The organism is Natranaeroarchaeum sulfidigenes (genome assembly GCF_017094485.1).
GTDB classification, from domain to species: domain Archaea; phylum Halobacteriota; class Halobacteria; order Halobacteriales; family Natronoarchaeaceae; genus Natranaeroarchaeum; species Natranaeroarchaeum sulfidigenes.
Genome location: NZ_CP064786.1, coordinates 1308924 through 1334160 on the forward strand (window position 1 = coordinate 1308924; position 25237 = coordinate 1334160).

Here is a 25237-nt window from a genome sequence, read left to right on the forward strand (position 1 = left end):
CGGTATCCACGGCCGATCTTTACTCTTTTACCACCAGTACTGGTAAACCTCCGGCTCAGCGCTCGTAGATTCGTGCCTCATACGGGCGTAGCTCGATCTCGTCGTTCTGTTCGTCCGGGAGATCAGGATAGTTCCCGAGGAGCAGGTTCGCGTCTTCGACCGGTAGCTCGACTGTCGGTTCGCCCTCGAAGAAGTTACAGACGACGAGTAGTGCCTCCTCGTCGAGCGTTCGCCGATAGGCGTACACGTCGTCGTGGTCGGGAAGAAGTAGTTCGTACTCGCCGTACACGAAGACCTCCCGCTCCTCACGCAGGTCTATCAGTTCCCGGTAGTACTGCCAGATCGAGTCCCCGTCGGCGCGAGCCGCTTCGACGTTGATCTCGGTGTAGTTGTCGTTGACGTGGATCCATGGCTCACCGTCGGTAAACCCGGCGTACTCTGAGTCGTCCCACTGCATCGGCGTCCGCGCGTTGTCACGGCTCCGGGCTTCGAGCAGGGGACGAACGTCCTCGAAGGACTCGCCGCGATCTCTGGCCGCGTTGAGGAAGTTTTTGGATTCGACGTCCCGAACTTTTTCGGGGTCCTCGAAGGTGGTGTTGGTCATGCCGATCTCTTGACCCTGGAAGACGAACGGCGTCCCTTGCAGGGTAAAGAGGAACGTGGCGAGCATCTTCGCGGACTCCTCGCGATACTCGCCGTCGTCACCAAATCGGGAGACTGCGCGGGGCTGGTCGTGGTTGTCAAGATAGAGGCAGTTCCAGCCGTCCTCGGCCATCACGGTCTGCCAGTCGTGGAGGCTCGATCTGAGTTCGTCGAGGTCGAGCTCGACGACGTCCCACTTTCCTCCCTCGCCCACGTCGGCGTGGACGTGCTCGAAGTGGATGATCATCGACAGCGGGCCGTCCTCACCGACGTAGGGTTCTGCATCCTCGGCCGTCATCCCGCCAGCCATCTCACCGACGGTCATCACGTCGTAGTTCGAGAGGACGCGCTCGTTCATCTCGTCGAGGTACTCCCCCAGACGTGGGCCGTCGGCGAAGTGTTCGGTACCGATCGTCGGGGTCCCGGTCTCGCCGTCGGGAAGCCCTTCGGTTTTGGAGATGAGGTTGATGACGTCCATTCGGAAGCCGTCGATCCCCTTGTCCAGCCACCACGTCATCATATCGAAGATGTCATCACGAACGTCGGGGTTGCGCCAGTTGAGGTCGGGCTGTTTCTCGTCGAAGAGGTGGAGATACCACGCCTCGCGTTCGTCGTCCCAGCTCCAGGCCGGACCACCGAAAAAGGACTCCCAGTTGTTCGGTGGCTCCTCCGGGTCGCCCTCGCGCCAGTAGTAGTAATCCTCGTACTCGGGATCGCCCCGACGCGAGCGCTGGAACCACTCGTGTTCGTCCGAGGTGTGGTTCACCACCAAGTCCATGATCAGTCGGATATCCCGGTCGTGGAGTTCCTCCAGCAGGCGCTCCCAGTCGTTCACCGTGCCGTACTCCGGATGGATCGACCGGTAGTCAGCGATGTCGTAGCCGTTGTCGGCCATCGGCGACTCGTAGACCGGATTCAGCCAGACCACATCGACGCCGAGCGCATCGAGGTAGTCGACTTTCTCGATAATGCCGGGGATATCACCGACACCATCGCCGTTCGAGTCGTTGAAACTCTGCGGGTAGATCTGATACACTACTGCCTCTTTCCACCACTCACGATCGGTCGATCGGCTGGTTGAATTCATTGCCGTCAACTGCGTGGCACACCAATAAAAAGGAGGAGGGTAACTACTGAGGGTGTTGTAAACTAGTACTTCCTGATCGAGCGCCGAGGTCCATTGAGAGCGACACTGGACAGAACTGCTTAAGTTAGCCCGTCGGAAACGTTCGGGTATGAGTGATGCCGACGAAAATTCCGAGGAGGGTGAACTCGCAGTCGACAAGAACCCGACAAAGACGGATGTCCCATACGGTGAAGCCTCCGGCGACGCGGACTTCGAGGAGCCAGAGCCGACATCCGGAACCGCAGAATCCAATGAGGGACGGGAAGTCGACGCTGCCGTAGACGAGCGGACGACTGCCCCGCAGAGCGCGTACAGTAATCGTCAGGTGCTGATCGGCGGTCTAATTACTGCGGTAGGGCTGGTTCTCGTGTTCGGCGTGCCGCTGTTGTTCTGAGCGCGCCGTCACGTCGTCATCTCACGTTCCCGTTCGAGTCGCTAGCAGCCGATCACCAGTGAATCCGGTATCGACTCGACGTGTGTATACAGTGCTTCGAACACGATGGCAACTTCCCCGAACCGAGGGCCACGCTCGGCCACGAATGGGTCTGCTTCCCACTCGATGAAACCGTGTTCCGCCAGCACTGGGAGGTGTTTGTGGTACAGTTCCAGTCGTAACTCCTTCGGATCGGGGGATGCGTTCGGATTGACGGCGCTCTCCGGTAACGGGACTGATCCGTCCGCATCGAGTAGCGAGGTGACGATCTGGCGGCGTGGTTCGGCGTCGAGAACCGAAAATACGTCGTTCCACTTCTCGATTACACGCCGTCCGTTGTTGAACCGGGTCCCACTCATACGCGTACCGTACGTGATCACCATATAAAGTATTGAGTGAGTAACACGACACACAGTGAGTGGTAGTAATCGACTACCTACCGCTTTATTACTGGAAAATATTTTTATCAACTTCTGTGGGATTGTCCTCAGGTGGTATCAGATGGTCCGTGAGAACACAACCGCTTCGCTGTCATCGAGTGTGAGTTGTTCACTGGCATCATCGACGTCGACTGTGGGAGTCGCCAGTGCAACCTCCCAGCCTCTCTCACTTACTTCGGCGAGTTCGGTCGGCGTGACCGTTGCGGGACGTCCCTCCATGTTGGCGACGAACAACAGCTCTTCGCTCCCGTCCGGCGCACTTCGGCATCCGTAGTAGACGACCGACTGGTCCGTCGGGTGGCGGTAGTCGAAGACTTCTCCGTCCGCAAGCGTCTCGCGCAACCACGGCCGCTCGTGACGGAACTCGCGGACGCGCAAGTCAAACGCCGTTCGATCTGCGTCCTGGTCCTCCTCGTAGTGGCTGAGATTCGCGAACTCCGCAACGTCACGCATCCAGGCGAGTGCGTACGATTCGAGGTCCCCGGGCCCGAGCGGTCCATCTCCCAATGGTGGGTTCGTCGCATCAAGCAGTGGCGCAAGCTCGTCGAGGTCGTAGTCGACCGCCTCGCCCATCGCCGCGAGGGTGTGGCCGAAATCGCGGAGTCCGTCGAGGGTCTCGAAACCAAGCTCCTTGAGGCGGGTGAACTGCTCCGAATCCGTGAACGCCTCCTCCGTGACGTACCAGTCGACGAAGTACGCCCCGTTGGCGACGACCTTGACGTTCCAGGTGTCGTCGGTGTCGCGGACGAAGTACCACGGTGCACGGGCGTTAGCATGTGTGAAGTCCATCGGGACGCCCGGCAGGAAACAGTACATCAACATATTGGAGGCGGGATTGTCGTAGGCTCGCTCAATCGTTCCCCGGAGGGTGTCGGAAAGGTAGGGGTTCTCCTGGGTGGCGTCCCACTCCTCGCCGACCTCGACCTGTGCGCCGCGGCGCATGGTATCGTGATTGGCGACGCCCGAGATCCAGTGATCGCCCATGTCGGCGAGTTCCTCGACGCGCCACCACTTGCTTGCCCAGAAGGTGAGGATGGCTGGCGTATTGTGTGCGAACGTAACTGGCCCCCACTGGAACGAGTGGGGATGTTCTTCGATTAGTTCGCGATACGTGGAGGCGAGTTCCCAATCCTCCTCCGGCCAGGGACGACCGTCCTCGTAAATCATCCACGGCCGGTACTCGGTCCCAGCGACAACCTGCGTCACCTCGTCCATCGCTGCGAGGTACTCGTCGTCGTGATACTCCTCTTCTGTTTCTGGGTCCCAGTATGTGAAATCCTGCGCGCCGTCGACACGGATCCCGTCCGCCCCCCAGTTCATCTTGCGACGCTGGAGTTCCAGCAGGATCGCGCGCACGGTCGGGTGGCGGTAATCGAGTTCCTGTCCGTACATCCCCGGCCCCTCGAAGAAGTAGTCGTTGAGGAGGGGGATCGCACCGTCATCGGCGTGACCGAGCGCAATATCGAAGACGACTCGCATGGGCTCGGGCATTCCGTGGAGCGTCGCGATGAAATCGACAAGTTCGTCGGGACGACCCGTTTCGAGTACCCCGGGGTTGACCGCCGAGAAGCCCGATATGACGATGTCGTACCCCCAGTTGACCATGTTCGGCGAGCGTGTGGTGATCTCGATCTCGTTTACCTCGTCGGACAGGTCTCCCTCGATCTCGAAGTGATCCGGCTGGTACTCGCCCTCGGTTATCGGCGCGATCGGCATCACCTGCACGCCGTCGTAGCCTGCGAAGTTCTGCTCCATGGGCGTCAGCTCCTCGCCTTCGCGCTGTTTGCGCGCAATCTCCTCGTAACGACGTGTGAGCCCGGCGAGCGATCCCTTTGCCGATGCTGTGCCGGGATGCAGTTCGAGCAGGTTGGTCGCCGGGTCGACGCGTGGAAGCCCGTCGTGCTCGCTCGTCGCGATCGGCTCGTCCTCGTTGCCCAGTGACTCGAAGTACTCGCGGTCCGCCCGTTCCGTGTCGAGCGCATCGATATCGTACAGCTCCGCGGGCGCGTACGCGCCGAACGGAACCGAGTACGCAAGTGGATCCTGAATCGTCTCCCAGCCACCGTCGGTCTCGTATGTGAGGCGGTACAGCGACCCGAGCGAGTCCCGGGTGCCCGCCTGTACTCCCTCGACGGCGGCCCAGGTGTACTCACCTTCACGCTGCGTCGGGACGCGCTCGTGGCGGAACCTGCTGGTTGCCTCCTCTGCCCCCGGATCAACCTCCTCGACTGGCGTGAACAGCTCCAGATAGACGTTCTCCGGCTCGATATCATCGTCGAGCAGCTCCGGTGTCCAGAAGCCAAACTCGGCGATATCTCCATCGAGATGTGCGCCGAGGCGTTCAACGATCGCTTTCGCGGCATCGAACGGGTCATCGGGTGCCGCCAGCTGCTCCGCGGTCCATTCACAGAGCCGTTTCGTCCGGGTGTCGTGTACCGTACAGGTAGTTGTGTTCTCGCTCATGATGTCCTCCGTCGGTGGGGCACAAGGGGCAATCGAATAGTCGCGGTCACAGATGAGTGCGCCTTATCCGACTCCAGCCCACCGACTGACTACTACTTACATATGTTGTAACAGGTGTTGATAATACTTTGCGGTCTGCACGCTGACTGGTTAGTCAGCCGACACCCAGACCGCCTACAGCTGGATGAGCATCGCCGCGAGACCAAGCGCGGCGAGGCTACAGACGAGATTCCCGACGACGTGGAGTGCGGCCGTCCAGCGTCGGCCCTGTTCCCAGAGGTCGACCGCAGCAAACGAAAACGAGGAAAAGGTTGTAAACGACCCGCACGCGCCAACACCGACGAACAGCATGGCACCTTCACCCGCGCCGCCGAACGCGACCAGTCCGAGGACGAAACTGCCGACGACGTTTACGACCAGCGTTGCCCACGGGAACCGATCTGCTGGGAGGGCCTCACTGACCGCGTAGCGGAGGACTGCACCGATCGCTCCGCCGGTGCCAAGCAGGTATGCCGCCTCCATCTACGCCACCTCCACCCGCGGCACGATTGCTCTGGTCACGAAGACACGGCCGAGCAGGACCGCCGCGAAGCCGCTTGCATAACTGGCGAGAACATACGCGAGTCCGACGACTGGATCGACAGAAATCACGTCGAATACGAACGTACTGAACGTCGTAAACGAGGAGAGAAAGCCGGTCCCGAACACGAACTTCGACCTGTCCGAGAGCGCGCCGATGGTTGACGCCTCATAAAGGATCACGGCGAGTGCGAAGCTTCCGAGCACGTTGACGAGGAAGGTCGCACCAAGCGTTGATGGAACGATTAGCTCGATGAAATACCGCAGGTTCGACCCGGCAAACCCGCCGACGGCGATCAACAGAAGCGTTTCGACTCTGACGAGGGGGTGCGTGCCTGACATAGCTGTGGTGGATGTAGACAGGAGTCATCAGCCGGCGGGTGCCAGCGGTTGGGTCAGGCGGACTCCATCGCCCAGTACGGAAAGAACGGGGAGAGAACGGCTAATAAATCTGTTTGTCTTACTCCGCCGGAACGACAACGACGTCCTCGACAAGGACGTCAGCGTCGGCCGCGTCGACGTCTTCGCCGGAAAGCAGGTTCTCGGAGCCGACGGGTTCGTCCACCGAGACCGCCTCGGTGTCAGGACCGAAGTTCAGCACGACGACGACGCGTTCTCCGTCCTGTTCGCGCGCGTAGGCGACAACGCCCTCGTGAGAGGCCTCACTCTCGACTTCTTCGTAGGCCGCATCGTAGCTAAGCGGTGCGAGTTCGTCGCGGGCGGTCACCAGATCGTGGTAGTGCTCTCGAAGGTCTTCGTCGGCCTCGTGCCAGTCGACCTTCTCGCGGCGAGTCTCCTCGCCGATCTCCTGTCCGGCGTACAGCAGTGGGATACCGGGCAGCGTAAAGAGCGCGCCGGCGGCGGCTTTGGCCTGGGTCTTGCCACACTCTTCGGCGTAGCGGCTCTCGTCGTGGTTCTCCATGTAGAGCAAGAACGCGGCGTGGTCCGGGAAGCCAGTGCGCGCGCGGTTCTCGATGGCGTCGGTGATCGAGGAGGCGTCCATCGCGCCGTTGCCGACCTGCCGGAGGTTGTGATACAGCGTCGTATCGAAGTGGACGTCGAAACACAGCTCGTGGAAGTCCGCGATATACGGAATCGTCTCGTCGAGCAGGAGGAACTCCGAGTCCTCGGCTTTCACGCGGTCCCGGAGCTCCTGCCAGAAGCTCGTCGGGACGGCCCACGCCATGTCACAGCGGAAGCCATCAACCAGCGGTGCCCACTCGTCGACGGCATCGAGCAGGTGACGACGAACTTCCAGATTCTCGAAGTTGAAGTTCGCGATGTACGGCCAGTCGAAGTAGGTGCCCGGCTTGTCGTTGTCCGGGTCCTCCCACTCGTACCAGTCCCGGTACTCCGGATCGCCGATCTCGGCGCGCTTGAAGAACTCGTGCTCGCGGGCGGAGTGGTTCATCACGAGGTCAAAGAGGACCCTGATATCGTGCTCGTGACAGTCCTCGATGAACGACTCGAACTCCTCGCGGCTACCCAGGTCGTCGGCAATCGAGAAGAAGTCGACGATGTTGTAGCCGTGGTCGAAGTCGTCGTTCTGGAGCACCGGCGTCAGCCAGATACAGTCGACGCCGAAGTCGGCGAGTTCGCCGAGCCGATCCGAGAGTGCCTGAAACGTGGGTTCGTCGCCATCCGAGAAGGTACGGACGTAAATCTCGTACAGGGTGACGTCCTTGCCCCACGCCGGCGGTTCGTTGAGCCGCTCGACTGTGAGTTCGTTACCAGTCGTATCGACGGCGACCGCATCCGCAACGCTGTACGCACCGGGAGAGACGGCGACCGCGTGGAACCGGCTGTACTCGCCGATCGCTTCGACGGGAACGCGGGCGGTATGTCCCTCGACCGTGATATCGATGTCCCTCGCCGGGTCGCGGTTGTCAGCAAAGAACTCGACGTCGAGATCATCAACTGAGAGGTCGCTACCGACCGGCGGCGTCGCCTCGGCGGTGAGGACGACGTAGTCGCCATCGACGTGACCATCGAGGCGAATGCGTGGTCTGTCACCGACTCCTTCAACGCCGGTTGCAGTACCGCTTCCGCTGGCGAAGCCCGATCCGGACTGGAGACCGGAACGGAGACCGGAGCCGGACTGGAACCCGGAGCCCGATCGCGGGCCGGAGCCCGCCGGGTCGAGCAGCGGCGGACTGTACTCGGCCGGGAACGCACGAACCGTCAGTCGGTGCTCGCCATCGGGGGCGTCCAGTCCGATCGTGTACGTGCCGGGCTGGTCGGGGACGAAGGTTTCCACAGGATCGGAACCGACCGTGGCGTTGCTCTCTGCGGGCGCGTCAACGACTGACCAGCGATACGTTGCGGAGGGATCGGGATCCCTCGGTGCGAGATCGATCTCGGAGCCGACTGCCTCGAAGCGAGGCGGACCAGGATGATGCATAATCACTTCGTTCTTTGCTCTACCCCACCTTTTATTTCCCGGTTCCCGTTTTCGTATGCACCGCGGGAGCTATACGCATATCTGTCGAGATACGGTAGAAATATACCAGACACTAGACTTCTATTTGTCACCTGATGAAGTAGTATACCATTGAACAGGTCAATATATATCTCAGTAACGAACGGGCAACGATCGAATGGTTTCTCAGCGTTTGTGATGTTTTATACACTTCGGCACCCATACGAAATACGATGCAAACAGTCCTCGTGGAATCCTTCGGCGGCGCGGAGACGATGACGGTAACAGAACAGGAGCGACCGGAGCCCGGTCCCGAACAGGTACGGATCGAGGTCGAGGCTGCCGGGATCAACTTCGCCGATATCATGCAGCGTCGCGGAAAGTATCCCGGCGGTCCTGAACCCCCATACGTGCCGGGGATGGAAGCCGCCGGACGGATCGACGCGACCGGGGAGCGTGTCAATCTGGACGAGGGTGATCGGGTCGTCGCGACCGTCCCCGGCGGAGCGTACGCGGAGTACGCGCTGGCCGATCCACAGGCGATCTTTCCGATTCCCGGGGAGATGAGTTTCGACGAGGCCGCGGGCTTTCCCGTTCAGTTCCTCACTGCGCACGGCTGTCTGTTCGGATGGGGGGGCCTCGAAGCGGGCGAGCGTGTCCTGATTCAGGCCGCTGCGGGCGGTGTTGGAACCGCAGCGGTCCAGCTAGCCTCACAGGCTGGTGCCGAGGTGTTCGGCACCGCGAGCACGGCCGAAAAGCTCGATCTCGCGAGCGAACTGGGCTGTGATCACCCGATCAACTACACCGAGACCGACTTCGTCGAGGAAATCGGTTCGCTTACCGATGGCAAGGGCGTCGACCTCGTACTTGACGGTGTGGGGGGCGAGACCTTCCACGAGAGCCTCGACGCGCTCACGCCGTTCGGGCGAGTCGTCACGTACGGCGCGGCGAGCGGCGACACCGCAACGGTCGATACCGGTCGCCTGCTGTTCGAGAACAAGACCGTAATCGGGTACCATCTGGGCCGGGCGCGCTCGGCAGATCCCGGACGCGTCCTCGAAGCCGTCCCGGAGCTCACCGAGGGTCTCACGAGCGGCGATCTGGAAGTGATCGTTGGCGAATCGTTCCCCCTCGACGAGGCGTCCGCCGCTCACGAGTACATCGAAAATCGTCAGTCTTCGGGTAAAGTCGTTCTCAACCCACGCTAGAGCGGCAGATCGGTCGTGTCGATACGGCCGCGACGACCATCGAGAACGGCGAACCGCTCATCGCGCCGGGTTTCGAGCCAGTACAACAGTCGTTCTGCCCAGGCCAGCTTCTGGCGTTTCACCGGGTCGACGTCCTCGTCATCGAGATCCCATCCGGGAAACTGTAGTTCGTCAGCACCGAACTCATCGGCGAGGAACGCAGCACGGTCGCCGTCAGTGAACCCGCCGAAGTTGTAGACCGACTCAGTGGGAGCGGCCTGTGTCGTCGCGAGCACCTGCCCTTGCTCGAACTCGGGGAGGTATTCACCAAGCGCGGGGATGTTATCGCCGTGGGCGTGAACCGCCACTGGAACGCCCGCGTGTGACAGATCGATTGCCGTCTCGACGTTTTTGTCGAGATCGGTGACCATCAGATCGATGTCGATTCCCGCCTCCAGAAGGAAATCCGCGGCGACGGATGCGGCGACAACGAAGTCGGCCCTATCGGCAGTGGCTGTCTCGTGTTCCATCGAGGGGCCACCCCCTGCGATGGCGACCGTCGCTCCCGACAGTTCGGCAAACCGATCGAACGAGATTGGTGTCGCGAACTCCGCGAGGACGTCCCGTGCCCGCTCGTCGGCCGAGCGATCGAATCCGAACTCCCGGAGGATCGCCTCGTACACGGGCTCCCACTCCGCTAGCTCCATACGGGCACCTCCGAGACTGTATCACTGACAGGCGGGACTGTATGAAGACTGGCTATCCAGCGCCGTCGCTGGGTGATATGAGTCCACAGCAAGCCGCTGATGTGGGCCGGAATGGCACCTCTAAGTACCCCTACCCGAGGGCCCTTCCGGCTTCCAATCCCCTCTTTCTGGTCCTTTGGCATAAGCTTTCTCTTACTCAAGTATAGCCTGTAGTACTCCTGTAACGTCATCTATACTCGTTTTACGTTCTATTGGGGGAGGAGAACCAGTATTTTCGGAGAGTGTTTCGACGAGTGATTCCAGCGCGCGGTCCGACCCGACGAGTAGACTACTACTGTCTCCGCGAACAAACCGTACACCGGTTTGCTCTGTTGCCGTGGCGACACGATTTATCATCTCCGTCCCGAGCCCGCTCACCTCGATCGTTCGGGTGGTGAGTGTGGCTGGATCGGCCTCGGTCGCTCCGATACGATCGAGATGTCGACCGATGTCGCCCGACGTTCTGACGTCCAGCTGTTCGACGCGCACTCCGTCGCTCGACTGCTGGGCGGTTGTCCGCCCGAACTCGTGGCCGATCAGGGCCGCGTCAACCGTCTCGCGAACGTCGTGGGTGCGGATGACGTGCGCTCCACGTTCGACGGCCAAGGACGTCGCAGCGAGGCTCACGGGGAGCCGTTCGTCGGTGTCGCGTCCGGCCACATCGCCCAGGAAGTTCTTCCGGTTGATCGAGACTAACAGTGGCTGGCCGAAGCCGCGGAACTCCCGGAGCCGCCGGAACGTCTCCTGATCGTCCTCGATCGTCTTGGCCTCGCTCCAGCCGCCGAAGGCGGGATCAACGATCGTCTTGTCGGTCAGCCCGTTCTGTTTGAGAGCCTCGTACAGGCGATCGACGTAGTCGGCCTCGGCGGCCCACTCGGGCGAGCGACGTGTTTCCCAGTCGATGTCCGCGATCGCACCGGGACGATCCAGATCGGCCGGGCTTGCCATCTTCGCCACGGCGACATCGTACTCCCGGCAGATTTCGGGCATTTTCGGGTCGGCGAAGCCACAGATGTCGTTGACCATGTCGAAGCCCCGGTCCAGGGCGGCTTCGGCAACGCTCGCGTACCGGGTCTCGATCGAGAAGACGGCGTCCCCGCTAACGCTCTCGATGGTCTCGATGGCCGTATCCAGCCGTTTGAGTTCCTCCTCGGCCGACAGGACCTCGAAACGCTTGTTGGCCGATTCGAGCCCGACGTCGACGATATCCGCACCTTCGTCGATGAGTTCTTCGTCAACGTAGGCCGCCGCTTCACCCGGGTCGTCGTAGACGCTCGGGTCGTAGGGCGACTCCTCGCTGACGTTGAGCACGCCCATAATACGTGGAGGATGGTCGTCGCCGATACCGAGCCCCGCCGCGTCGACGTTTTGCATGTACGGGGAGTAGGAGTGAAGCATTATAGGGGGACCGGTCCACCTGATGGCTTCCCGGTAGTTCTCACCGGGGACAGGTTCGGGGACCGACCGACCCGCAGACGCGCTCTTTTTACTCCCGCGGTGGCTACCCCGGAGTATGAGCAAGGTAAGCATCGGTCTCCGCGGCTGGCGCTTCGACGAGGAGGCCGTCTTCACCGACGAAGGCGAGTTCCGGCCCCTCGAAGAGATGCCGCTGGACGCGAAAAAGCGACTCGTGCGGCTGCAGGATATCGTCGACGCGCCGTGTGACGCCTGCTGGCTCGAACACGGCGAGAGCAGTCCAGAGGAGTACAATCCGAGCGAGGTCGTCTACGGCGAACCGCTCTCGGAAGTGTTGCTCTGTGGCGACCACGAGAACGACCTCGTCTACTGGTTCCACGAGGCAGGTGGGAGCCAGTACGCCGAAACCGACGAGTTCGACGACGCCTTCCACGAGTGGTTCCTCGACGGCGGGCGCGCACCTGAGGGGTACGACGGCGTCGAACACGTCGCGACCGAACCGGACGAGCTTCCCGATCCGCCAGCGGTCGAGGACGACCAGCGTAAAGACGAGTGGGACGTTACCGAGAAGACCGACCTGCGGGACCTGAACCAGGAGTACCCTGGCGCGAATGAGTGAGGCACCCGCTGTTGCAGTCGTCGACGCACAGACGCCCGGCAACGTCGGCACCATCGCCCGCGCGATGAAGAACTTCGGGTTCTCGGAGCTGTTGCTCGTTGATCCCCCCGAACTCGACCGGGACGGCGAGGCCTACGGCTACGCCGGACAGGCTCGCGAGGACGTCCTGCCGAACGCCACCGAGATCGCGTTCGACGACCTCGTGTCCGGGTATCACACGGTTGGCCTGACCGCCACGACGAACCAGAACGCGACCAGCCACGTCCGATATCCGTTCTCCACGCCCGCGGAGCTGGCCGAGGAGCTCGAAACTGTGAACGCCCCCACCTGCCTCGTCTTCGGGCGCGAGGACAACGGTATGACGAACGAGGAACTCGCGCGGCTCGACGAGATCTGTGCCATTCCGGCGAGCAAGGAGTACCCGGTGCTCAACCTCGGACAGGCGGCGACGATCACGCTCTACGAGTTCCGGAATCTGGCGATATCCGATACCCAGCTACCGGATGTCGAGCGAGACCGTGCCAGCGAGGCCGAGATCGAACGTCTCTACGACCAGTTCGAGGACCTGCTCGCAGGGATCGGCCATCCAGAAGAAAAACGCGCGAAGTCCGGACGCATGTTCCGGCGGCTGATCGGACGTGCCCACCCGACCGACCGGGAGGCAGTAACGCTGCTTGGCATCGTCCGTCGGGCAACGGAATCCATCAATCGGAAAACGGAGTCGGTCAGTCAGGACCGCGATTGAGCGGCGACGATCTCCTTCCGGTCGAGCTTCTCCTTGTCCAGCCAGAGCCAGTCCTCTCGTGGGCGCTTTTCTCCCTCGTTTGTACGAGCCTCGTCGCTGTCGAGCTGATCGCCGATGATCTCGCTTGCAGTCAGAACCTCTGGACCCCGTTCATCGTCGATGATCTCTTTGGGAGTCAGTTGGTCTGGTCCACTCATATGAGATCGTACCACAGCACCGGTCCTTAGTATGACCTCCATACGACTGGAGTAAGGAGCGTTTACCACCATACATCGCTGGTATTGTCGCAACCAGAGGACAGCCGAAAGCGCCGGAGAGCTAGTCGGCGTCCTGTTCGACCGTCCGACCGCCGTCAGTGCGAGCGGTCGTGAGGTCGGCTGCGGTCGACCGGCCGAGGATACCAGTCGCGGCGAGCAACGAGCGGATCGACTCCCGTTTGATCAGGGCGAATCCGCTGGCGATCGTGACAAGCCCGAGAACCGTCAGAGCGTCGACGACCGTGCCCAGCAGGAGCCAGCTGATGCCGATCGCGACGACAGGCTCGGCGTACCCGACGAGGTTGACCTGGATCGCACCGCTCCGGTCGAGCAACTCGAAGTACAACAGGAAGGCAAGCACGCCGGAGATGATTGTCAGGTAGCCATAGGAGAGTACGGCAGTCGTCGTCACCTTGATCGCACCGAGTGACTCGCCGCTTGCGAACGCCCAGCCAAACAGGACGCCCGCACCGAGCAGCATCGACCACGCCTGCAGGGTTTCGATCGGCAACCCGGCGTCGATGGGACGGATAAGCACGCTCCCGAGCGCAAACGCGGCCGCAGACGCGAACACGAGTGCAACACCGATCGTCACGTCGGAGCCGAGGGCGGTACGCGAGGGCTGGACGACAAGTCCGACGCCGATCAGACCGAGGACGAACCCGGCGATACTGACCGCACTGAGACGCTCGTTCGGCAGAATCGCGCCCGCAAAGGCGACGGTGAGGATCGGCGCGGTACTGACGACTGTTGCCGCGACTGCCCCCGAGACGTACAGCTCACCGATGTACAGCAGGCCGTGGTACAGCGCAATGACGAACACGCCCGCCACGACTACGGCGAGCCACTCGCTCCGACCGGTTGGTCTGGACCGATCGGTGACGACCGCGGCGTAGCCCAGCACGATCAGACCCGCCACACCGTATCGAAGCGCCGCGAACAGTAACGGGGGGACGTACTCCAGCCCGATCTCGATCGCGACGAACGAACCGCCCCAGGAGAGAGCGAGCAACGAAAACAACACCAGATTACGGAATCCAGATGGGATAGATCCGATCGTTCTCATATCGAATTCGGAATTCCTGGGTTAACTTATAGTCTACTACAAGAAGACGTGTTGTATTGGATGATGGTTTACACAAATGGATTATATTCAACGACCCTGTGATATCTACCAATCAAGTTAGAGATATCTCCAATTACATACGCCAAAGAACATTTGTATCGATCGGCATAATGAGCAGTATGGACGAGCGCGACGTTCGACTGTTGAAGGCGATAGCGGAGCTCGGAACGGGGAGCCCCGAACGACTCCACGAGGAGACCGGGATCCCCGTCTCGACGATCCACTACCGGCTCTCGAATCTCCGGGAGGAAGGAGTCATCGAAAACGACCGCTACGAGATCGATCTCGACGAACTCGGACTCGGCGTCACCGTGCTCGTGGAGATCCACGCCGACTACGAGGGGTCCTACGAGGAGTTCTCCGACCGGTTGCTGACCGTCGAAGGCGTCACAAACGTCTACTTCACCATGGGCGAGACCGATTTTATTGTGGTCGCTCGGCTGAGCAGTAGCGAGACGGTCGAACGGCTGATCGCTGACTTCGAGCAGATCGACGGTGTCGACCGAACGGACTCGACGTTCGTCATCTCGGCCATCGAAGAACGGGACGCCCTGCAGAGTTACAGTCTGGACACGCTGCTGGAAGAGCTTATCGACTAGATCAGGCCCGCTTCTGGATCTCCTCGCGCAGGAGTTCGCTGACGAGATCACCGTCTGCCTTCCCGCGGAGCGCGCCCATGCATTCGCCCATCAGTCCGGAGAAGGCGGCCATTCCCTCCTCGCTGACCTGCTCGGCGTTGCGTTCGACGACCTCGACAACTGCCTCCCGCACCTCATCTTCGGCCGCGCTGCCGAGGCCCTTCTCCTCCGCGAGTGCTGCGGCGTCGGCTTCCGGCTCCTCGGCGAGCGCGGTCAGTAGCTCGGGGACGCCCTCCCTGGCGAGGTCGCCTCCCTCGACAAGCCCGAAGACGTCGAGGAAGTGCTCGTCGTCGAGTGCCTCGACCGGCACGTCGTCGCGCCGGAGTTCAGTCACCGTACTTTCGAGGGTTCCAGCCGCGAGCGTCGGGTCGACACCGTCTGCGACGGCACGCTCGAACAGCGGCATTTTGCGGCCGTACGCGACCTGTTCGGCCAGCCCCTCGCCGAGGCCGAACTCGGACTGGTAGCGCTCGACTTTCTCGGTGAGGAGTTCGGGTTCCTCGACCTCCGTGACGTCCGGTTCGACCGGCGGGACATCCGTCTCGGGATACATTCGCGCTGCACCGGGCAAGGGCCGAAGGTACTTCGAGGTAGTGTCCTGATTCGCGTCGCGGGTTTCCTCCGGGACGCCCTCGATGGCTTTCTCGGCTCGCTCCGCGGCGGCCTCGATGGCGTTTCTGGCGACATCCTCGCTCGCGGCAACGATGGCGACGGCGTCGTCTTCCTCCGCTCCGACCGCCTCTCGTAGCGCAGTGACTTCCTCCTCGGTGACGCCGTAGGCCGGTAGCTCGTCGGTGTGGAAGATGCCACCCGCGCCGTGGCGTTTCGCGTGGTCCGAGAGTTCGGTCCCGAGTCGGCGGTCGGGCTGCAGCTCCGCACCGACGAGTCCGTCGAAGCCGTACAGGGGAACGGCGGTGACAGCCCCGCCATCGTCCAGCGCGCCGCGGATGACACCGCTGTCGGTGTCCGCAAAGACATCCGAGACGTCCTGTACGTCCCCGACCTCGGCATCGCGCGCTTCGAGTTCGTCGCGGATCTCCAGCAGACGGGCCTGTCGCTGTACCTCGTTGCGAACGATATCGTCGATATCGTCGAGACTTTGCACCCCTTTGAGTTCGACGCGCGCGCCCTCGGCGATCGAGATGTTGACATCCTGACGGATCGTCCCCAGACCCCGCTTGACTGCGCCCGTCGAGCGAAGCAGCATCCCGATGCGCTCGGCGGCGTCGCGGGCCTGCTCTGGCGTCGAGATATCGGGTTTCGTGCCGATCTCGACGAGCGGGATACCCAGCCGATCGAGACTGAATCTGACGCCTGTCTCGGTTTCCGTGACGCGCTGGGCGCTCTCCTCTTCGAGCATCAGATCCTCGATTCCGACCGGACCCTCGGTTGTCGAAATTTCGCCCTCGTCGGCGATCTTCGTCGTGCGCTGGAAGCCGGTCGTGTTCGAGCCGTCGACGACGATCTTCCGCATGACGTGAGCCTGATCGACCGGCGTCATATCCAGTAGCTGGGCGATTTCGAGCGCGACCGCGAGCGCCTCCTCGTCCAGTTCCCGCGGCGGCTCGTCGTCCTCCTCGACGAGACAGGTCGTGTCGTAGGCGAGATACTCGAACTCCCGTTCGACCTGACTTTCTTCGAGCGCGGCGTCGTCGATTTCGCCGAGCTCGGATTTCGTCGGATGGAGATAGCGGGTGAATCTGCGCGTCGACTCCTCGGGCTCGCGGAGCTCTGTCGGGCAGTTACAGAACAGCTTCGTCGCCGTATCGAGTTGCTGGTGGATCTCCAGCCCGGCGACGAGGCCGAGTTCCTCGTAATCGTACTCGGTCATTGTTGGCCACTCGGTCGGCGAGGGGTAAAAAACCGTTCAGTTCCGGCCGCAGCGACGGCCCCGGACAAGCTTCGAAATTTGAAGCGTTATGCTACACTATTTGAAGTAACCGAAAGGGCACCGAACAGCGTCGCACTGAGTGTTGGTTTCGTCGCTGTGAAGCTCTCCGAACTACTGACCCTGCTCGACGCCCGTCGCGTCCAGCCGATACAGGTCCTCCGTTAGTCCCTCCCCATCACAGTCGTCGTTCGGGCACTGATAATGCCAGCCGTCTCGCGTCGCGGCGGCCTCACTGAACTGGTCACCGCACTGCTGGCAGAGCAGCGTTTCCTCTACGCAGGTGTCGCGGTGCAGCTCCAGCCGGAGCTTCGTGGAAAACGTCTGATTACAGATACGACAGGTGTGCATACTACAACTTCGGATTGTGGCCTCAAAAGTACATACGATTGTTCTCGTCTGTGAAGACCGGTAACACGGTCGTAGTAGCCGGCGAGAACCGCCAGATGTCGGGTCGGTTACGGGGCAACACAAGCATTATCAAAACAATCAGAAACCAAATCGCGAGTACGGAAGCGACGGGTATAACGTATCAAACTTCTGTGCAGACGTCAGGGCTGGCGTCAGTCCTCGCCGAGGATTCCGGGCGAAGTCATCTTTGCGGGGTCGAGGACCTCGTCAACCTCGTCCTCGGAGAGATAGCCGTTCTCGATCACGACTTCGCGTACCGTCTTCCCTTCTTTGAGCGCCGTCTTCGCTGCAGTCGAGGCCTTATCGTAGCCGATATGCGGGTTGAGCGCGGTTGCAAGCGCCATCGACTGTTCGACCTGTCGTTCGCAGTGCTCGGCATTGGCCTCCAGCGGATCGACGAACCGTTCTGCGAACACCTCGCTGGCGTTGGACAGCATGTTCGCGGACTGCAGGAAGTTGTAAGCAAGGACGGGCTTGTAGAGGTTCAGGTCGATCTGTCCCTCGGCCGTACCGGTGGAGACGGCGGCGTCGTTGCCGACAACCTGTTTGTGAACTTGATTGACCGACTCGGCGACGACAGGGTTGATCTTGCCAGGCATGATCGAGGAGCCGGGCTGGTTCTCGGGCTGTTCGAGTTCGCCGAGTCCGTTCCGGGGGCCGGAGGCAAGCAGGCGCAGATCGTTGGCGATCTTGTTCAGCGATCCGGCGACGACCCGAAGCGCGCCGTGGGCTTCGCTCATCGCGTCGTGGGCCGCCTGCGCCTCGAAGTGGTTGTCGGCTTCGCGGAACGCCAGACCGGTCTCCTCACTGATGTACTCGGCCGCGCGCTCGGCGAACTCCTCGTGAGTGTTGAGGCCGGTTCCGACTGCCGTCCCGCCCAGTGCGAGTTCGCCGAGATGCTCGCGTGTCGACTCTGCGCGTACGATCCCCTTCTCGACCTGCGCACGATAGCCGCCGAACTCCTGACCGAGGCGGACTGGCGTTGCGTCCTGCAGGTGTGTGCGACCCGTCTTGACGATCCCATCGAATTCGGCTTCTTTCTCCGCGAGAGCGGATTCGAGAATTTCGAGGGCGGGCAGCAGGTCCTTTTCGACGGCTTCGAGCGCTGCCACGTGCATCGCGGTCGGGATCACGTCGTTGCTCGACTGGCCGAAGTTGACGTGGTCGTTCGGGTGGACCTCACGGGTTCCGATCTCGCCGCCCACGATCTCCGTTGCGCGGTTGGCGATCACCTCGTTGGCGTTCATGTTCGAGGACGTCCCGCTCCCTGTCTGGAAGACGTCGACGGGGAACTGGTCGTCGTGTTCGCCCGCGATGACCTCGTCAGCGGCTTCGACGATCGCATCAGCTTTCTCTTCCGGAATAAGCCCGAGATCCCGGTTCGCCCGGGCTGCGGATTTCTTGACCACGCCAAGCGCGCGGATGAACCGCCGCCCGAACGTCAGCCCACTGATCGGGAAGTTCTCGACGGCGCGCTGGGTCTGTGCCCCCCAGTACGCGTCGGCTGGCACCTGCATCTCGCCAAGGCTGTCCTCCTCCGTACGGTAGTCGTCGTCTGCCATACTCGGAAATTTGCCAACCACCACAGTAAAACCACACCCTTTGTATCCGGTATCCCTGACGCGTGTACTCCTTCAGGTCCACCGGTCGAGACCGGTCTGTGTCAGTGCCTCCTCGATCCGCTCGAACCCGCGCTCGACCTCGTCGGCGTCGACCTCCCACTCACCAGTGACGTACTCGCGGGCGGCATCGACATCGGGCGACGGCTCGGTCGAGAACTCGTACTCGTCGGTCACCGTCGGGTCGAGAAAGAGCGATCGGATCCTGTCGGCGTGTTCGACGTGCTCGCCACGCTCGTCGAGGACGGCCCACAGATCACCGTGTTCGTGGACCAGTTTGACAGCTGTCTTCGGTCCGATCCCCGTCACGCCAGGGTTGAAGTCGGTGCCACAGAGGATCGCGACGTCGACGAGCTGTTCCCACGTCAACTCGTGCTTTTCGAGCGTGGCCTGTAGCTCCATGAGTTCGGGGTCGCCCTTGCTCGTCAGCTGTCGCAGGGTCTTCGGTGCGCCACAGAGCAAGGCGTCGTAGTCCTCGGTTCCGACGTAGTCGACATCGCCCTGTCGGGCCATATACGCCGCCTGCGCCTCCCCTTCTGCTGGGGCTTCGACGTAGGGAATGTCGAGCAGGTCCAGCAGCTCGCGTGAGGTCTCCTGAATCGTCGGGGTCAGTCGCTGGGTGCGTGACTCCAGTCGGGCGACCGCGACGCTATCGCCGCGCTCTCTTGCGTCTTCGAGCTTTTCCTCGGCTGTCTCACGGGCCTCCCGGCGCTCCTCGATCTCGTCGGCCTTGAGATCGCTCGGCCCACCGTCGAAAACGAACACGGGTGCGAGATCGTGCTCGAAGAACTTGGGAAGGCCCTGAACGATCCCGACGAGGTTCGCGACCTCGGTGCCGTCGGAGGTCGTGTAGACGGAATCATTCGTGAATTTCACGGTCGTCGTCAGATACCGGTACAGCCAGTTGTGTGCGTCGACGCCCACGATCCGACCGTCAAGGTCGTCGAACGACACGGTCTCGATGGCAGCCAGATCGCGAAGTGCTGCGTTTCCCATTGGAGGCAAGTAGTGGTCGAGGTTTTGAATACTCTCGGTTCGCAGTGGGGATGCTCACGGGAAAGGGGTCGCCGTGGCAAAGCTTTCACGACCGTTAGTGTAGTACGACCACATATGACACATGACACCCCAGACGGACCCGCCGACCAACTCCGCTGGTGCGATCGGTGTCGGATCGAAGTCGTTCCCCGGACGACCGGCTCGAAGGAAGTGTGTCCGTCCTGCCGCAACGAACTGTGACTCCGCCTATTGACTGCGGTCGGTGGGGGCCGGCGGCTCGGCGTCACGTCTGGCCGCGAGGAACTGCTGTTCCGTTTCTGTGAGGCCATCGCGTGCTTCGAGGCGCTCGATGCCGTTCCGGTAGGACTCGGTCGGGGAAGTAACATCGGCGTGTTCCTCGATCGCGTCAGAACGCGGATACGCGAGGACCAGCTCCGCAATACCCGCCCCCTCGCCCGTGAATCCGAAGCCAGCCTTCCAGAGCGCCTCGTAGGCGAATGGGTTGTTGACAGCGATCCGAACCCGCTGGTATCCCCGTCCGATCGCCCGATCGACCGTCTCCACAACGAGTTCTGGGCCGAGACCTTCTCCGCGCCTGTCCGCCCGTACTGTTATGTAGCGCAGCCAGAGCGTCCCCTCGTCGGTCCGGTCCTCGTTGAACGCGACGGCGGCGAGGACGTCCTCGGGATCGACGCCGCGGTCATCTTTCGGTCGTTCCTCACAGAGCACGGCCTTGCCCGTGTTCGACATCACGAACTTCCCGGCGTAGCTGAACCGCTCCCAGTCGAGTCGGAGAGTAACCCCGTCATTCGGCCAGCCGAGAAGGGCAAAGTGCATCAGAACTGGTAGCGGCGCTCGTCGTTTTGCTGTTGCTGGGGGTACTGAATTCCGCCACCCATCTCCTCGTAGGTCATCCCGGAGAGATACTCGTCGTACGTGACATCGTAGCCGCTTCGCAGGTGAAAATCGAGCTTGCCAGTCTCGACGGTACTCTGGAACAGGAGGCGGACAGCCTGCTCGACGATGTCTCCCTCCTCTTTGTCCAGCGCGGCCATCAGCATCGTCAGCTCCTGGCGTGTGTCGTCGTCGAGGTCGAGTGATATCTCCTCGTCCAGTGATTCGTAGGTCTCCTCGACGTCCACGGTCAGATCGTCCAGACTCATATCACGGGGTTGCGCCGAGACGCGGATACCGCTTTCGCTGTCGGCGGAACGGCGACAGTCCGCCGGGCAGGACCGTGCAGATCAGAGCCGATAAACCGGAGCCGTCCTAACGACCCTCAATGACCGACGACGCGACGACCGAACGCGGCCCGTTCCCCGGCGGGCAGTCGCTCCCAGAAGATGTCGGCGAGGTGCGATCGGCGCTCGTCGAGTGGTACGAGGCCGATCACCGCTCGTTCCCGTGGCGGGAGACGACCGACCCCTACGAGATTCTCGTCTCCGAGATCATGAGTCAGCAGACCCAGCTCTCCCGCGTCGAGACTGCCTGGGGCGCCTTCCTCGATCGGTGGCCCTCCACGGAGGCGCTCGCAACGGCCGACCGCTCCGCCGTCGTCTCCTTCTGGAGCGACCACAGTCTCGGCTACAACAACCGAGCCCGCTACCTCCACGAGGCTGCCCAGCAGGTCGAGGATGAGTATGACGGCGAGTTCCCGACCCGCCCCGACGAGCTACAGGAGCTACAGGGCGTCGGTCCCTACACCGGAAACGCGGTCGCCAGTTTCGCGTTCAACACCGGTAATGCCGTGGTCGATACCAACGTCAAACGGGTACTCTACCGGATGTTCGACGTCGAGGACGACGACAGCCAGTTTGAGGCCGCTGCGGCGGCGCTGATGCCCGACGGAGAGTCCCGCGTCTGGAACAACGCCATCATGGAACTGGGCGGGGTCGCCTGTGAGAAGACACCGTCCTGTGATGCCGCTGGCTGTCCGTGGCGCGAGTGGTGTCATGCCTACGGAACCGGGGACTTCACCGCGCCGGACGTCCCGACCCAGCCTAGTTTCGAGGGGAGCCGACGCCAGTTCCGCGGTCGTGTAATCCGGGTGCTCGGCGAACACGACGAACTCGAACTCGACGAACTGGGGCCGCGGATCCGGGTCGACTACGCGCCCGAAGGGAAGCACGGTCGGGAGTGGCTACGCGACTTGCTCGGAGATCTCGCGGACGACGACCTCGTCGAAATCGACGAGGGGAGCACAACACCTACCGTTAGTCTGCAGTCCTGACGATACAGCACGGAGCACAGGTACCACACCGCTTTTGCTCCCCCAGAACAACTCCCTCGCTATGGACGAGACGCCACACGTCGTCGCGGTCTGTGGGAGCCTTCGTGATGAGAGCTATACCAGACACTCGCTGGTCGTCGCCCTCGCCGGAGCCGAGGCGACCGGAGCGTCGATCGATCTACTCGACCTCCGTGAACTCGATCTTCCGATGTTCGATGCGGACCATCCGTCGGCTGGCGATGCCGACGAACTGACCCGGCGGATCACCCGTGCGGATGGCGTCATTCTCGGGACACCGATGTATCACGGCTCGTACTCGGCACCGTTGAAGAACGCGCTCGATTACTGTGGGTTCGAGGAGTTCGAGAACACGTCTGTCGGGCTCCTCGCGGTCGCAGGCGGGCGGTTCCCAGTAACAGCCCTCGATCACTTGCGGTCCGTCTGTCGCTCCCTCGACGCGTGGGTACTTCCATACCAGGCCGTCGTTCCACAGGCATCTCAGGCGTTCGATGGTAACGAGTTCGCCGATTCCGAACTCGAGACGCGCGTCTCGACGCTTGGGCGCCGACTTGTTCAGTACGCCAACATTCGCCCCGATCCCGCGACCTTCGAGAGCGAGGAGAACGTCGGAGCCTGATGAACAAACCAGCACATTCCCGACCGGATGGCGGACTTGCTTTGGCGCTGCTGAAAGCCGTTCCTGGAGTACTTCTGACCCCGCGACGGTTCTTCCGCACTGGTATCTTGCCGGGTGAACAGGCTCCCGGATTACTCTTTGCGATGGGGGTCGTTCTGGTTTCGGAAACGCTGCGCCTCTCGCTGGTACGCGATCCACTTCCGGTTTTTGACGGATCGTCCGTGTTGTCGGCAGTTCTCTGGCTATCGATCGTCGTACTGTTCGTGACTCCAGCCGCATTGCACCTGCTCGCGGCTCTACAGACAGTGTTACTGATTCCGGTCGCAAACGATCGCGCAGGCGTCAGCGAGACCGTGCAGGTACTCGCGTACTCGTCTGCACCCTGCCTTCTCGCAGGAATTCCGATTCCCGCGCTGCGTGTCTTCGTGGGTGTGTATGCGACAGTTCTTCTGGTGCTCGGGCTATCAGAAATCCACGACATCAGCTTCGAGCGGAGCCTGCTCGTCGGGAGCCTTCCCGCTGCACTCGCCTTTGGTTACGGATTCCGGGCATTCGATGCGCTGACTACGCTGCTGGCTCGATGGTACATTATCTGAAGACGCGAGGCCGGACTAGCTGAACTACTGTCCTCGCCGATTTAAAATAATTATGTGATTTTGCATCAGATTTTTACATACAGGCCCCTAGAGGTGATACAATGTCATCGACTGAACCCGCGGACCATGGTCGGATCAGTACTGCCGTCGTGGAGGCGCTCGCAAACGCTAACGACGTCGATCCGTTGGAACTCGATCCGCTGTATGAGGCGGTCGACCCGGACGCGCTTGACTCTCTCTTTTCGACCACCGATGGCTCCTCGCGGACGCATCACGGGAAGGTACAATTTACCACGAACGGATACGAGGTCGAAGTTACCAGCACCGGTCGAGTCCATCTGACGCCGGAGAACTGCGTCGAAGCGGTATCGTAGTGGACATCGGAACTGCCGAAGCGTCTTTGTCTGTTTCTCCCCAACCAGCACCCATGCTAGACGACCAGTACGATGCAGTTGTCTACGATCTTGACGGCACCCTCGTTCGACTCGATGTCGACTGGGGGGCAGTCACCCGGGACGTTCGTGCGGTCTACACGAAATACGGATACGATGTCGACGGCGGGCTCTGGGATCTCTATCTCGCCGCTGATACGTACGACCTCGCCGACGAGATCGAAGACACGATTAGCAAGCACGAAAGGGAGGGTGCGAGTTCCTCGATACGATTACCGCTGGCCGACCGCGTTACTACCCACGAGATTCCTGTCGGCGTCTGTTCGCTCAACGCCGAGGGGCCGGTTCGGCTGGCACTGGAAGTCCACGAATTGGCCACCGAAATCGACGCCGTCATTGGGCGTGACTCCGTCCCCGGGCAGAAACCGGATCCAGAGCCATTGCTGACCACGGTCGAGAGCCTGCCGGGAACTGTTGGGGCGCCTGTCTTCATCGGCGACTCGCCGCGGGACAGGACGGCCGCCGAACGTGCGGGGATCGCATACAGGGACGTCGATTCCCTGCTCTGAGCTCCTACCGAACGAAGTACTGCTCGTCCGTTGCGATGAACCGACCCAGCTCGGAGATCTGACGATAATCACTCGCCAGTAGCGCCTGCAATCGGGATAGCAACGCCTCCTGCTGGTCGTTATCCCAGTCGGCGGGTTCGGCGATCGGGACGACGAGCCAGCCGCTCCCGCGGAGTTCGCTGGCGTGAAGCACATCCATATCCAGTGGACCATCCGCTGGCCGGGCGGTGTAGTTCTCGAAGACGTGACGGGTCGCCCGTTCACCGACTGGTAAGAGGACGTGCGCGGCGATCGCCCGTAGCTCGGCGTCGAAGAAGGGTTCGAGTCGGTCGTACTGCTCCTTACTGGGCTGCTGGTTGTTCGGAAGGCTACACATGTGGAGATAGCTACTGAAGAGATTTGACACGCGGGGGTCCGACTGATCGCCTGACTCGACGAAGCCCGCCTCCTCGAATACTGACAACAGACGTGCGCCTGCATCGCTGTCAGTGAAGGGTATCCCGCTCTTGACCCCTCCGTGGACTGCCGGACAGTCGCCAATTAAATGGAAATCAGCATTCGCATCGCCGTATCCGTACACTACCGAGGACTCTTCGGGTGCGGTGTCGCACGACGGGTCCATCCCGAACGGGTTACTCGTCCGATCTGTTACGTTTTCCACGCGAGACCGGTAAGTAACAGTGGAATAAAACCGAACCGGTTCGGACGAAGAGGGGTGGGATTTACACTCGGTGCAAATTCTCGCCACGGCTCAGCGCTACGTACTTCAATTCACTGCAGCACCTATGTGACGTTCACAGAGAGTTATAGCACCGAAAGCCAGGGCAGGGATCTGAACTCGGTGCAAATTCTCGCTACGTCTCGAATTTTCGTAGTTCAAATCCTGCATGTGGCTCTTTCGTACTCACTATCGTTCGGACAGAAAGAGCCAGGGCAGGGATTTGAACCCCGGGAGTCTCGATTACAAGTCGAGTGCTTGAACCGCCCAAGCTCCCCTGGCGCAGGTGGTGATAGGGGATACCCCTTTGAGTGGTTTTCGTTGTACGGTCGAGAGAGGAGGGAT

Annotated in this window: 27 protein-coding genes, 1 tRNA gene and 1 riboswitch; of the genes, 10 read left to right on the plus strand and 18 right to left on the minus strand. The window is 61.6% G+C overall.

Annotated features, from left to right (window positions below; all coding sequences use genetic code 11):
• Positions 1-55: 55 nt before the first annotated feature.
• Positions 56-1729, minus strand: a complete 1674-nt coding sequence (locus AArcS_RS06985) for a glycoside hydrolase family 13 protein (RefSeq protein WP_238479765.1) — start codon at positions 1727-1729, stop codon at positions 56-58.
• 148 nt (positions 1730-1877) lie between these two features.
• On the opposite strand from AArcS_RS06985, the gene AArcS_RS06990 reads away from it, so the two are divergent.
• A complete protein-coding gene (locus AArcS_RS06990; protein ID WP_238479766.1) occupies positions 1878-2162 on the plus strand; it encodes a DUF7550 family protein in 285 nt (94 codons plus the stop codon).
• A gap of 41 nt (positions 2163-2203) precedes the next feature.
• Here AArcS_RS06990 and AArcS_RS06995 read toward each other — a convergent pair whose 3' ends face one another.
• The 5 genes from AArcS_RS06995 to malA all read right to left on the minus strand — a co-directional run bounded on the left by AArcS_RS06995 (position 2204) and on the right by malA (position 8084).
• Positions 2204-2560, minus strand: coding sequence for a hypothetical protein (locus tag AArcS_RS06995; protein WP_238479767.1), 357 nt, complete (start codon positions 2558-2560; stop codon positions 2204-2206).
• Between the two features lie 138 nt (positions 2561-2698).
• On the minus strand, positions 2699-5104 hold the full coding sequence (gene gghA, locus AArcS_RS07000; RefSeq protein ID WP_238479768.1) for a glucosylglycerol hydrolase: 2406 nt from the start codon (positions 5102-5104) through the stop codon (positions 2699-2701).
• Between the two features lie 174 nt (positions 5105-5278).
• The gene (locus AArcS_RS07005) at positions 5279-5626 is read right to left on the minus strand and encodes a fluoride efflux transporter FluC (protein ID WP_238479769.1); all 348 of its coding nucleotides are present in this window, start codon (positions 5624-5626) and stop codon (positions 5279-5281) included.
• On the minus strand, positions 5627-6025 hold the full coding sequence (locus AArcS_RS07010; RefSeq protein ID WP_238479770.1) for a fluoride efflux transporter FluC: 399 nt from the start codon (positions 6023-6025) through the stop codon (positions 5627-5629).
• Positions 6026-6036: 11 nt separating this feature from the next.
• Positions 6037-6106, minus strand: a riboswitch (Fluoride riboswitch).
• A 37-nt stretch (positions 6107-6143) separates the two neighbouring features.
• Positions 6144-8084, minus strand: a complete 1941-nt coding sequence (malA, locus tag AArcS_RS07015; protein WP_238479771.1) for an alpha-amylase MalA — start codon at positions 8082-8084, stop codon at positions 6144-6146.
• Positions 8085-8377: 293 nt separating this feature from the next.
• Between malA and AArcS_RS07020 the strand changes: the two genes are divergently transcribed.
• Positions 8378-9310 carry a quinone oxidoreductase family protein gene (locus tag AArcS_RS07020; RefSeq protein WP_375139652.1) on the plus strand — a complete coding sequence of 311 codons (933 nt, stop codon included), beginning with the start codon at positions 8378-8380 and terminating at the stop codon, positions 9308-9310.
• Here the strand turns inward: AArcS_RS07020 and AArcS_RS07025 are convergent.
• On the minus strand, positions 9307-9996 hold the full coding sequence (locus AArcS_RS07025; RefSeq protein WP_238479773.1) for a 6-hydroxymethylpterin diphosphokinase MptE-like protein: 690 nt from the start codon (positions 9994-9996) through the stop codon (positions 9307-9309). The two genes, AArcS_RS07020 and AArcS_RS07025, sit on opposite strands and share 4 nt — an antisense overlap.
• A gap of 192 nt (positions 9997-10188) precedes the next feature.
• Positions 10189-11409, minus strand: coding sequence for a dihydropteroate synthase (gene folP / locus AArcS_RS07030; RefSeq protein ID WP_238479986.1), 1221 nt, complete (start codon positions 11407-11409; stop codon positions 10189-10191).
• Between the two features lie 139 nt (positions 11410-11548).
• Here folP and AArcS_RS07035 point away from each other — a divergent pair, with 139 nt between their 5' ends.
• A complete protein-coding gene (locus AArcS_RS07035) occupies positions 11549-12070 on the plus strand; it encodes a DUF8114 family protein (RefSeq protein ID WP_238479774.1) in 522 nt (173 codons plus the stop codon).
• The gene (locus tag AArcS_RS07040) at positions 12063-12815 is read left to right on the plus strand and encodes an RNA methyltransferase (protein WP_238479775.1); all 753 of its coding nucleotides are present in this window, start codon (positions 12063-12065) and stop codon (positions 12813-12815) included. Before AArcS_RS07035 ends, AArcS_RS07040 begins: the two co-directional genes overlap by 8 nt.
• On the opposite strand, the gene AArcS_RS07045 is transcribed toward AArcS_RS07040, so the two are convergent.
• Both AArcS_RS07045 and AArcS_RS07050 read right to left on the minus strand, forming a co-directional pair.
• Positions 12800-13012, minus strand: a complete 213-nt coding sequence (locus tag AArcS_RS07045) for a hypothetical protein (RefSeq protein ID WP_238479776.1) — start codon at positions 13010-13012, stop codon at positions 12800-12802. The genes AArcS_RS07040 and AArcS_RS07045 overlap by 16 nt on opposite strands.
• Before the next feature lie 121 nt (positions 13013-13133).
• Complete coding sequence (locus tag AArcS_RS07050; RefSeq protein ID WP_238479777.1) at positions 13134-14138, minus strand: DMT family transporter; 1005 nt, start codon at positions 14136-14138, stop codon at positions 13134-13136.
• 179 nt (positions 14139-14317) lie between these two features.
• Between AArcS_RS07050 and AArcS_RS07055 the strand changes: the two genes are divergently transcribed.
• Positions 14318-14797: an Lrp/AsnC family transcriptional regulator gene (locus AArcS_RS07055; RefSeq protein ID WP_238479778.1), complete on the plus strand. Its 480-nt coding sequence runs from the start codon at positions 14318-14320 to the stop codon at positions 14795-14797.
• A gap of 1 nt (position 14798) precedes the next feature.
• Here AArcS_RS07055 and gatE read toward each other — a convergent pair whose 3' ends face one another.
• From gatE to AArcS_RS07085, 6 genes are all read right to left on the minus strand, one after another.
• Positions 14799-16667, minus strand: a complete 1869-nt coding sequence (gene gatE / locus AArcS_RS07060; protein ID WP_238479779.1) for a Glu-tRNA(Gln) amidotransferase subunit GatE — start codon at positions 16665-16667, stop codon at positions 14799-14801.
• A gap of 171 nt (positions 16668-16838) precedes the next feature.
• Positions 16839-17075: an HVO_2901 family zinc finger protein gene (locus AArcS_RS07065; protein WP_238479780.1), complete on the minus strand. Its 237-nt coding sequence runs from the start codon at positions 17073-17075 to the stop codon at positions 16839-16841.
• A 212-nt stretch (positions 17076-17287) separates the two neighbouring features.
• On the minus strand, positions 17288-18697 hold the full coding sequence (locus tag AArcS_RS07070) for a class II fumarate hydratase (protein ID WP_238479781.1): 1410 nt from the start codon (positions 18695-18697) through the stop codon (positions 17288-17290).
• A 72-nt stretch (positions 18698-18769) separates the two neighbouring features.
• On the minus strand, positions 18770-19750 hold the full coding sequence (gene fen / locus AArcS_RS07075; RefSeq protein ID WP_238479782.1) for a flap endonuclease-1: 981 nt from the start codon (positions 19748-19750) through the stop codon (positions 18770-18772).
• A 246-nt stretch (positions 19751-19996) separates the two neighbouring features.
• Positions 19997-20587, minus strand: coding sequence for a GNAT family N-acetyltransferase (locus tag AArcS_RS07080; protein WP_238479783.1), 591 nt, complete (start codon positions 20585-20587; stop codon positions 19997-19999).
• Complete coding sequence (locus AArcS_RS07085) at positions 20587-20913, minus strand: ribbon-helix-helix protein (RefSeq protein WP_238479784.1); 327 nt, start codon at positions 20911-20913, stop codon at positions 20587-20589. Before AArcS_RS07085 ends, AArcS_RS07080 begins: the two co-directional genes overlap by 1 nt.
• Before the next feature lie 119 nt (positions 20914-21032).
• On the opposite strand from AArcS_RS07085, the gene AArcS_RS07090 reads away from it, so the two are divergent.
• From AArcS_RS07090 to AArcS_RS07110, 5 genes are all read left to right on the plus strand, one after another.
• A complete protein-coding gene (locus AArcS_RS07090) occupies positions 21033-21980 on the plus strand; it encodes an HhH-GPD family protein (protein WP_238479785.1) in 948 nt (315 codons plus the stop codon).
• A 61-nt stretch (positions 21981-22041) separates the two neighbouring features.
• Positions 22042-22617, plus strand: coding sequence for an NADPH-dependent FMN reductase (locus AArcS_RS07095; RefSeq protein WP_238479786.1), 576 nt, complete (start codon positions 22042-22044; stop codon positions 22615-22617).
• On the plus strand, positions 22617-23213 hold the full coding sequence (locus tag AArcS_RS07100; protein WP_238479787.1) for a YIP1 family protein: 597 nt from the start codon (positions 22617-22619) through the stop codon (positions 23211-23213). The genes AArcS_RS07095 and AArcS_RS07100 overlap by 1 nt, the downstream gene beginning before the upstream one ends.
• 101 nt (positions 23214-23314) lie before the next feature.
• Positions 23315-23587 (plus strand): DdfA family disk-determining factor, encoded by a 273-nt coding sequence (ddfA, locus tag AArcS_RS07105; protein ID WP_238479788.1) that lies wholly within the window; start codon positions 23315-23317, stop codon positions 23585-23587.
• A gap of 53 nt (positions 23588-23640) precedes the next feature.
• Entirely contained in the window at positions 23641-24174 is a 534-nt protein-coding gene (locus tag AArcS_RS07110) for an HAD family hydrolase (RefSeq protein WP_238479789.1), read from the plus strand.
• 4 nt (positions 24175-24178) lie between these two features.
• Here the strand turns inward: AArcS_RS07110 and AArcS_RS07115 are convergent, their stop codons facing one another.
• Together AArcS_RS07115 and AArcS_RS07120 are read right to left on the minus strand one after the other, a co-directional pair.
• Entirely contained in the window at positions 24179-24835 is a 657-nt protein-coding gene (locus AArcS_RS07115; protein WP_238479790.1) for a uracil-DNA glycosylase family protein, read from the minus strand.
• 265 nt (positions 24836-25100) lie between these two features.
• A tRNA-Thr gene (locus tag AArcS_RS07120) sits at positions 25101-25174 on the minus strand.
• Between the last annotated feature and the right edge of the window lie 63 nt (positions 25175-25237).

Excerpts from the sequence above, each read along its gene's own strand:
- AArcS_RS06985 (WP_238479765.1), bottom strand. The coding sequence starts at position 1,729 with ATGAATTCAACCAGCCGATCGACCGATCGTGAGTGGTGGAAAGAGGCA.
- AArcS_RS06990 (WP_238479766.1), top strand. The coding sequence starts at position 1,878 with ATGAGTGATGCCGACGAAAATTCCGAGGAGGGTGAACTCGCAGTCGAC.
- AArcS_RS06995 (WP_238479767.1), bottom strand. The coding sequence starts at position 2,560 with ATGAGTGGGACCCGGTTCAACAACGGACGGCGTGTAATCGAGAAGTGG.
- gghA (WP_238479768.1), bottom strand. The coding sequence starts at position 5,104 with ATGAGCGAGAACACAACTACCTGTACGGTACACGACACCCGGACGAAA.
- AArcS_RS07005 (WP_238479769.1), bottom strand. The coding sequence starts at position 5,626 with ATGGAGGCGGCATACCTGCTTGGCACCGGCGGAGCGATCGGTGCAGTC.
- AArcS_RS07010 (WP_238479770.1), bottom strand. The coding sequence starts at position 6,025 with ATGTCAGGCACGCACCCCCTCGTCAGAGTCGAAACGCTTCTGTTGATC.
- malA (WP_238479771.1), bottom strand. The coding sequence starts at position 8,084 with ATGCATCATCCTGGTCCGCCTCGCTTCGAGGCAGTCGGCTCCGAGATC.
- AArcS_RS07020 (WP_375139652.1), top strand. The coding sequence starts at position 8,378 with ATGACGGTAACAGAACAGGAGCGACCGGAGCCCGGTCCCGAACAGGTA.
- AArcS_RS07025 (WP_238479773.1), bottom strand. The coding sequence starts at position 9,996 with ATGGAGCTAGCGGAGTGGGAGCCCGTGTACGAGGCGATCCTCCGGGAG.
- folP (WP_238479986.1), bottom strand. The coding sequence starts at position 11,409 with ATGCAAAACGTCGACGCGGCGGGGCTCGGTATCGGCGACGACCATCCT.
- AArcS_RS07035 (WP_238479774.1), top strand. The coding sequence starts at position 11,549 with ATGAGCAAGGTAAGCATCGGTCTCCGCGGCTGGCGCTTCGACGAGGAG.
- AArcS_RS07040 (WP_238479775.1), top strand. The coding sequence starts at position 12,063 with ATGAGTGAGGCACCCGCTGTTGCAGTCGTCGACGCACAGACGCCCGGC.
- AArcS_RS07045 (WP_238479776.1), bottom strand. The coding sequence starts at position 13,012 with ATGAGTGGACCAGACCAACTGACTCCCAAAGAGATCATCGACGATGAA.
- AArcS_RS07050 (WP_238479777.1), bottom strand. The coding sequence starts at position 14,138 with ATGAGAACGATCGGATCTATCCCATCTGGATTCCGTAATCTGGTGTTG.
- AArcS_RS07055 (WP_238479778.1), top strand. The coding sequence starts at position 14,318 with ATGGACGAGCGCGACGTTCGACTGTTGAAGGCGATAGCGGAGCTCGGA.
- gatE (WP_238479779.1), bottom strand. The coding sequence starts at position 16,667 with ATGACCGAGTACGATTACGAGGAACTCGGCCTCGTCGCCGGGCTGGAG.
- AArcS_RS07065 (WP_238479780.1), bottom strand. The coding sequence starts at position 17,075 with ATGCACACCTGTCGTATCTGTAATCAGACGTTTTCCACGAAGCTCCGG.
- AArcS_RS07070 (WP_238479781.1), bottom strand. The coding sequence starts at position 18,697 with ATGGCAGACGACGACTACCGTACGGAGGAGGACAGCCTTGGCGAGATG.
- fen (WP_238479782.1), bottom strand. The coding sequence starts at position 19,750 with ATGGGAAACGCAGCACTTCGCGATCTGGCTGCCATCGAGACCGTGTCG.
- AArcS_RS07080 (WP_238479783.1), bottom strand. The coding sequence starts at position 20,587 with ATGCACTTTGCCCTTCTCGGCTGGCCGAATGACGGGGTTACTCTCCGA.
- AArcS_RS07085 (WP_238479784.1), bottom strand. The coding sequence starts at position 20,913 with ATGAGTCTGGACGATCTGACCGTGGACGTCGAGGAGACCTACGAATCA.
- AArcS_RS07090 (WP_238479785.1), top strand. The coding sequence starts at position 21,033 with ATGACCGACGACGCGACGACCGAACGCGGCCCGTTCCCCGGCGGGCAG.
- AArcS_RS07095 (WP_238479786.1), top strand. The coding sequence starts at position 22,042 with ATGGACGAGACGCCACACGTCGTCGCGGTCTGTGGGAGCCTTCGTGAT.
- AArcS_RS07100 (WP_238479787.1), top strand. The coding sequence starts at position 22,617 with ATGAACAAACCAGCACATTCCCGACCGGATGGCGGACTTGCTTTGGCG.
- ddfA (WP_238479788.1), top strand. The coding sequence starts at position 23,315 with ATGTCATCGACTGAACCCGCGGACCATGGTCGGATCAGTACTGCCGTC.
- AArcS_RS07110 (WP_238479789.1), top strand. The coding sequence starts at position 23,641 with ATGCTAGACGACCAGTACGATGCAGTTGTCTACGATCTTGACGGCACC.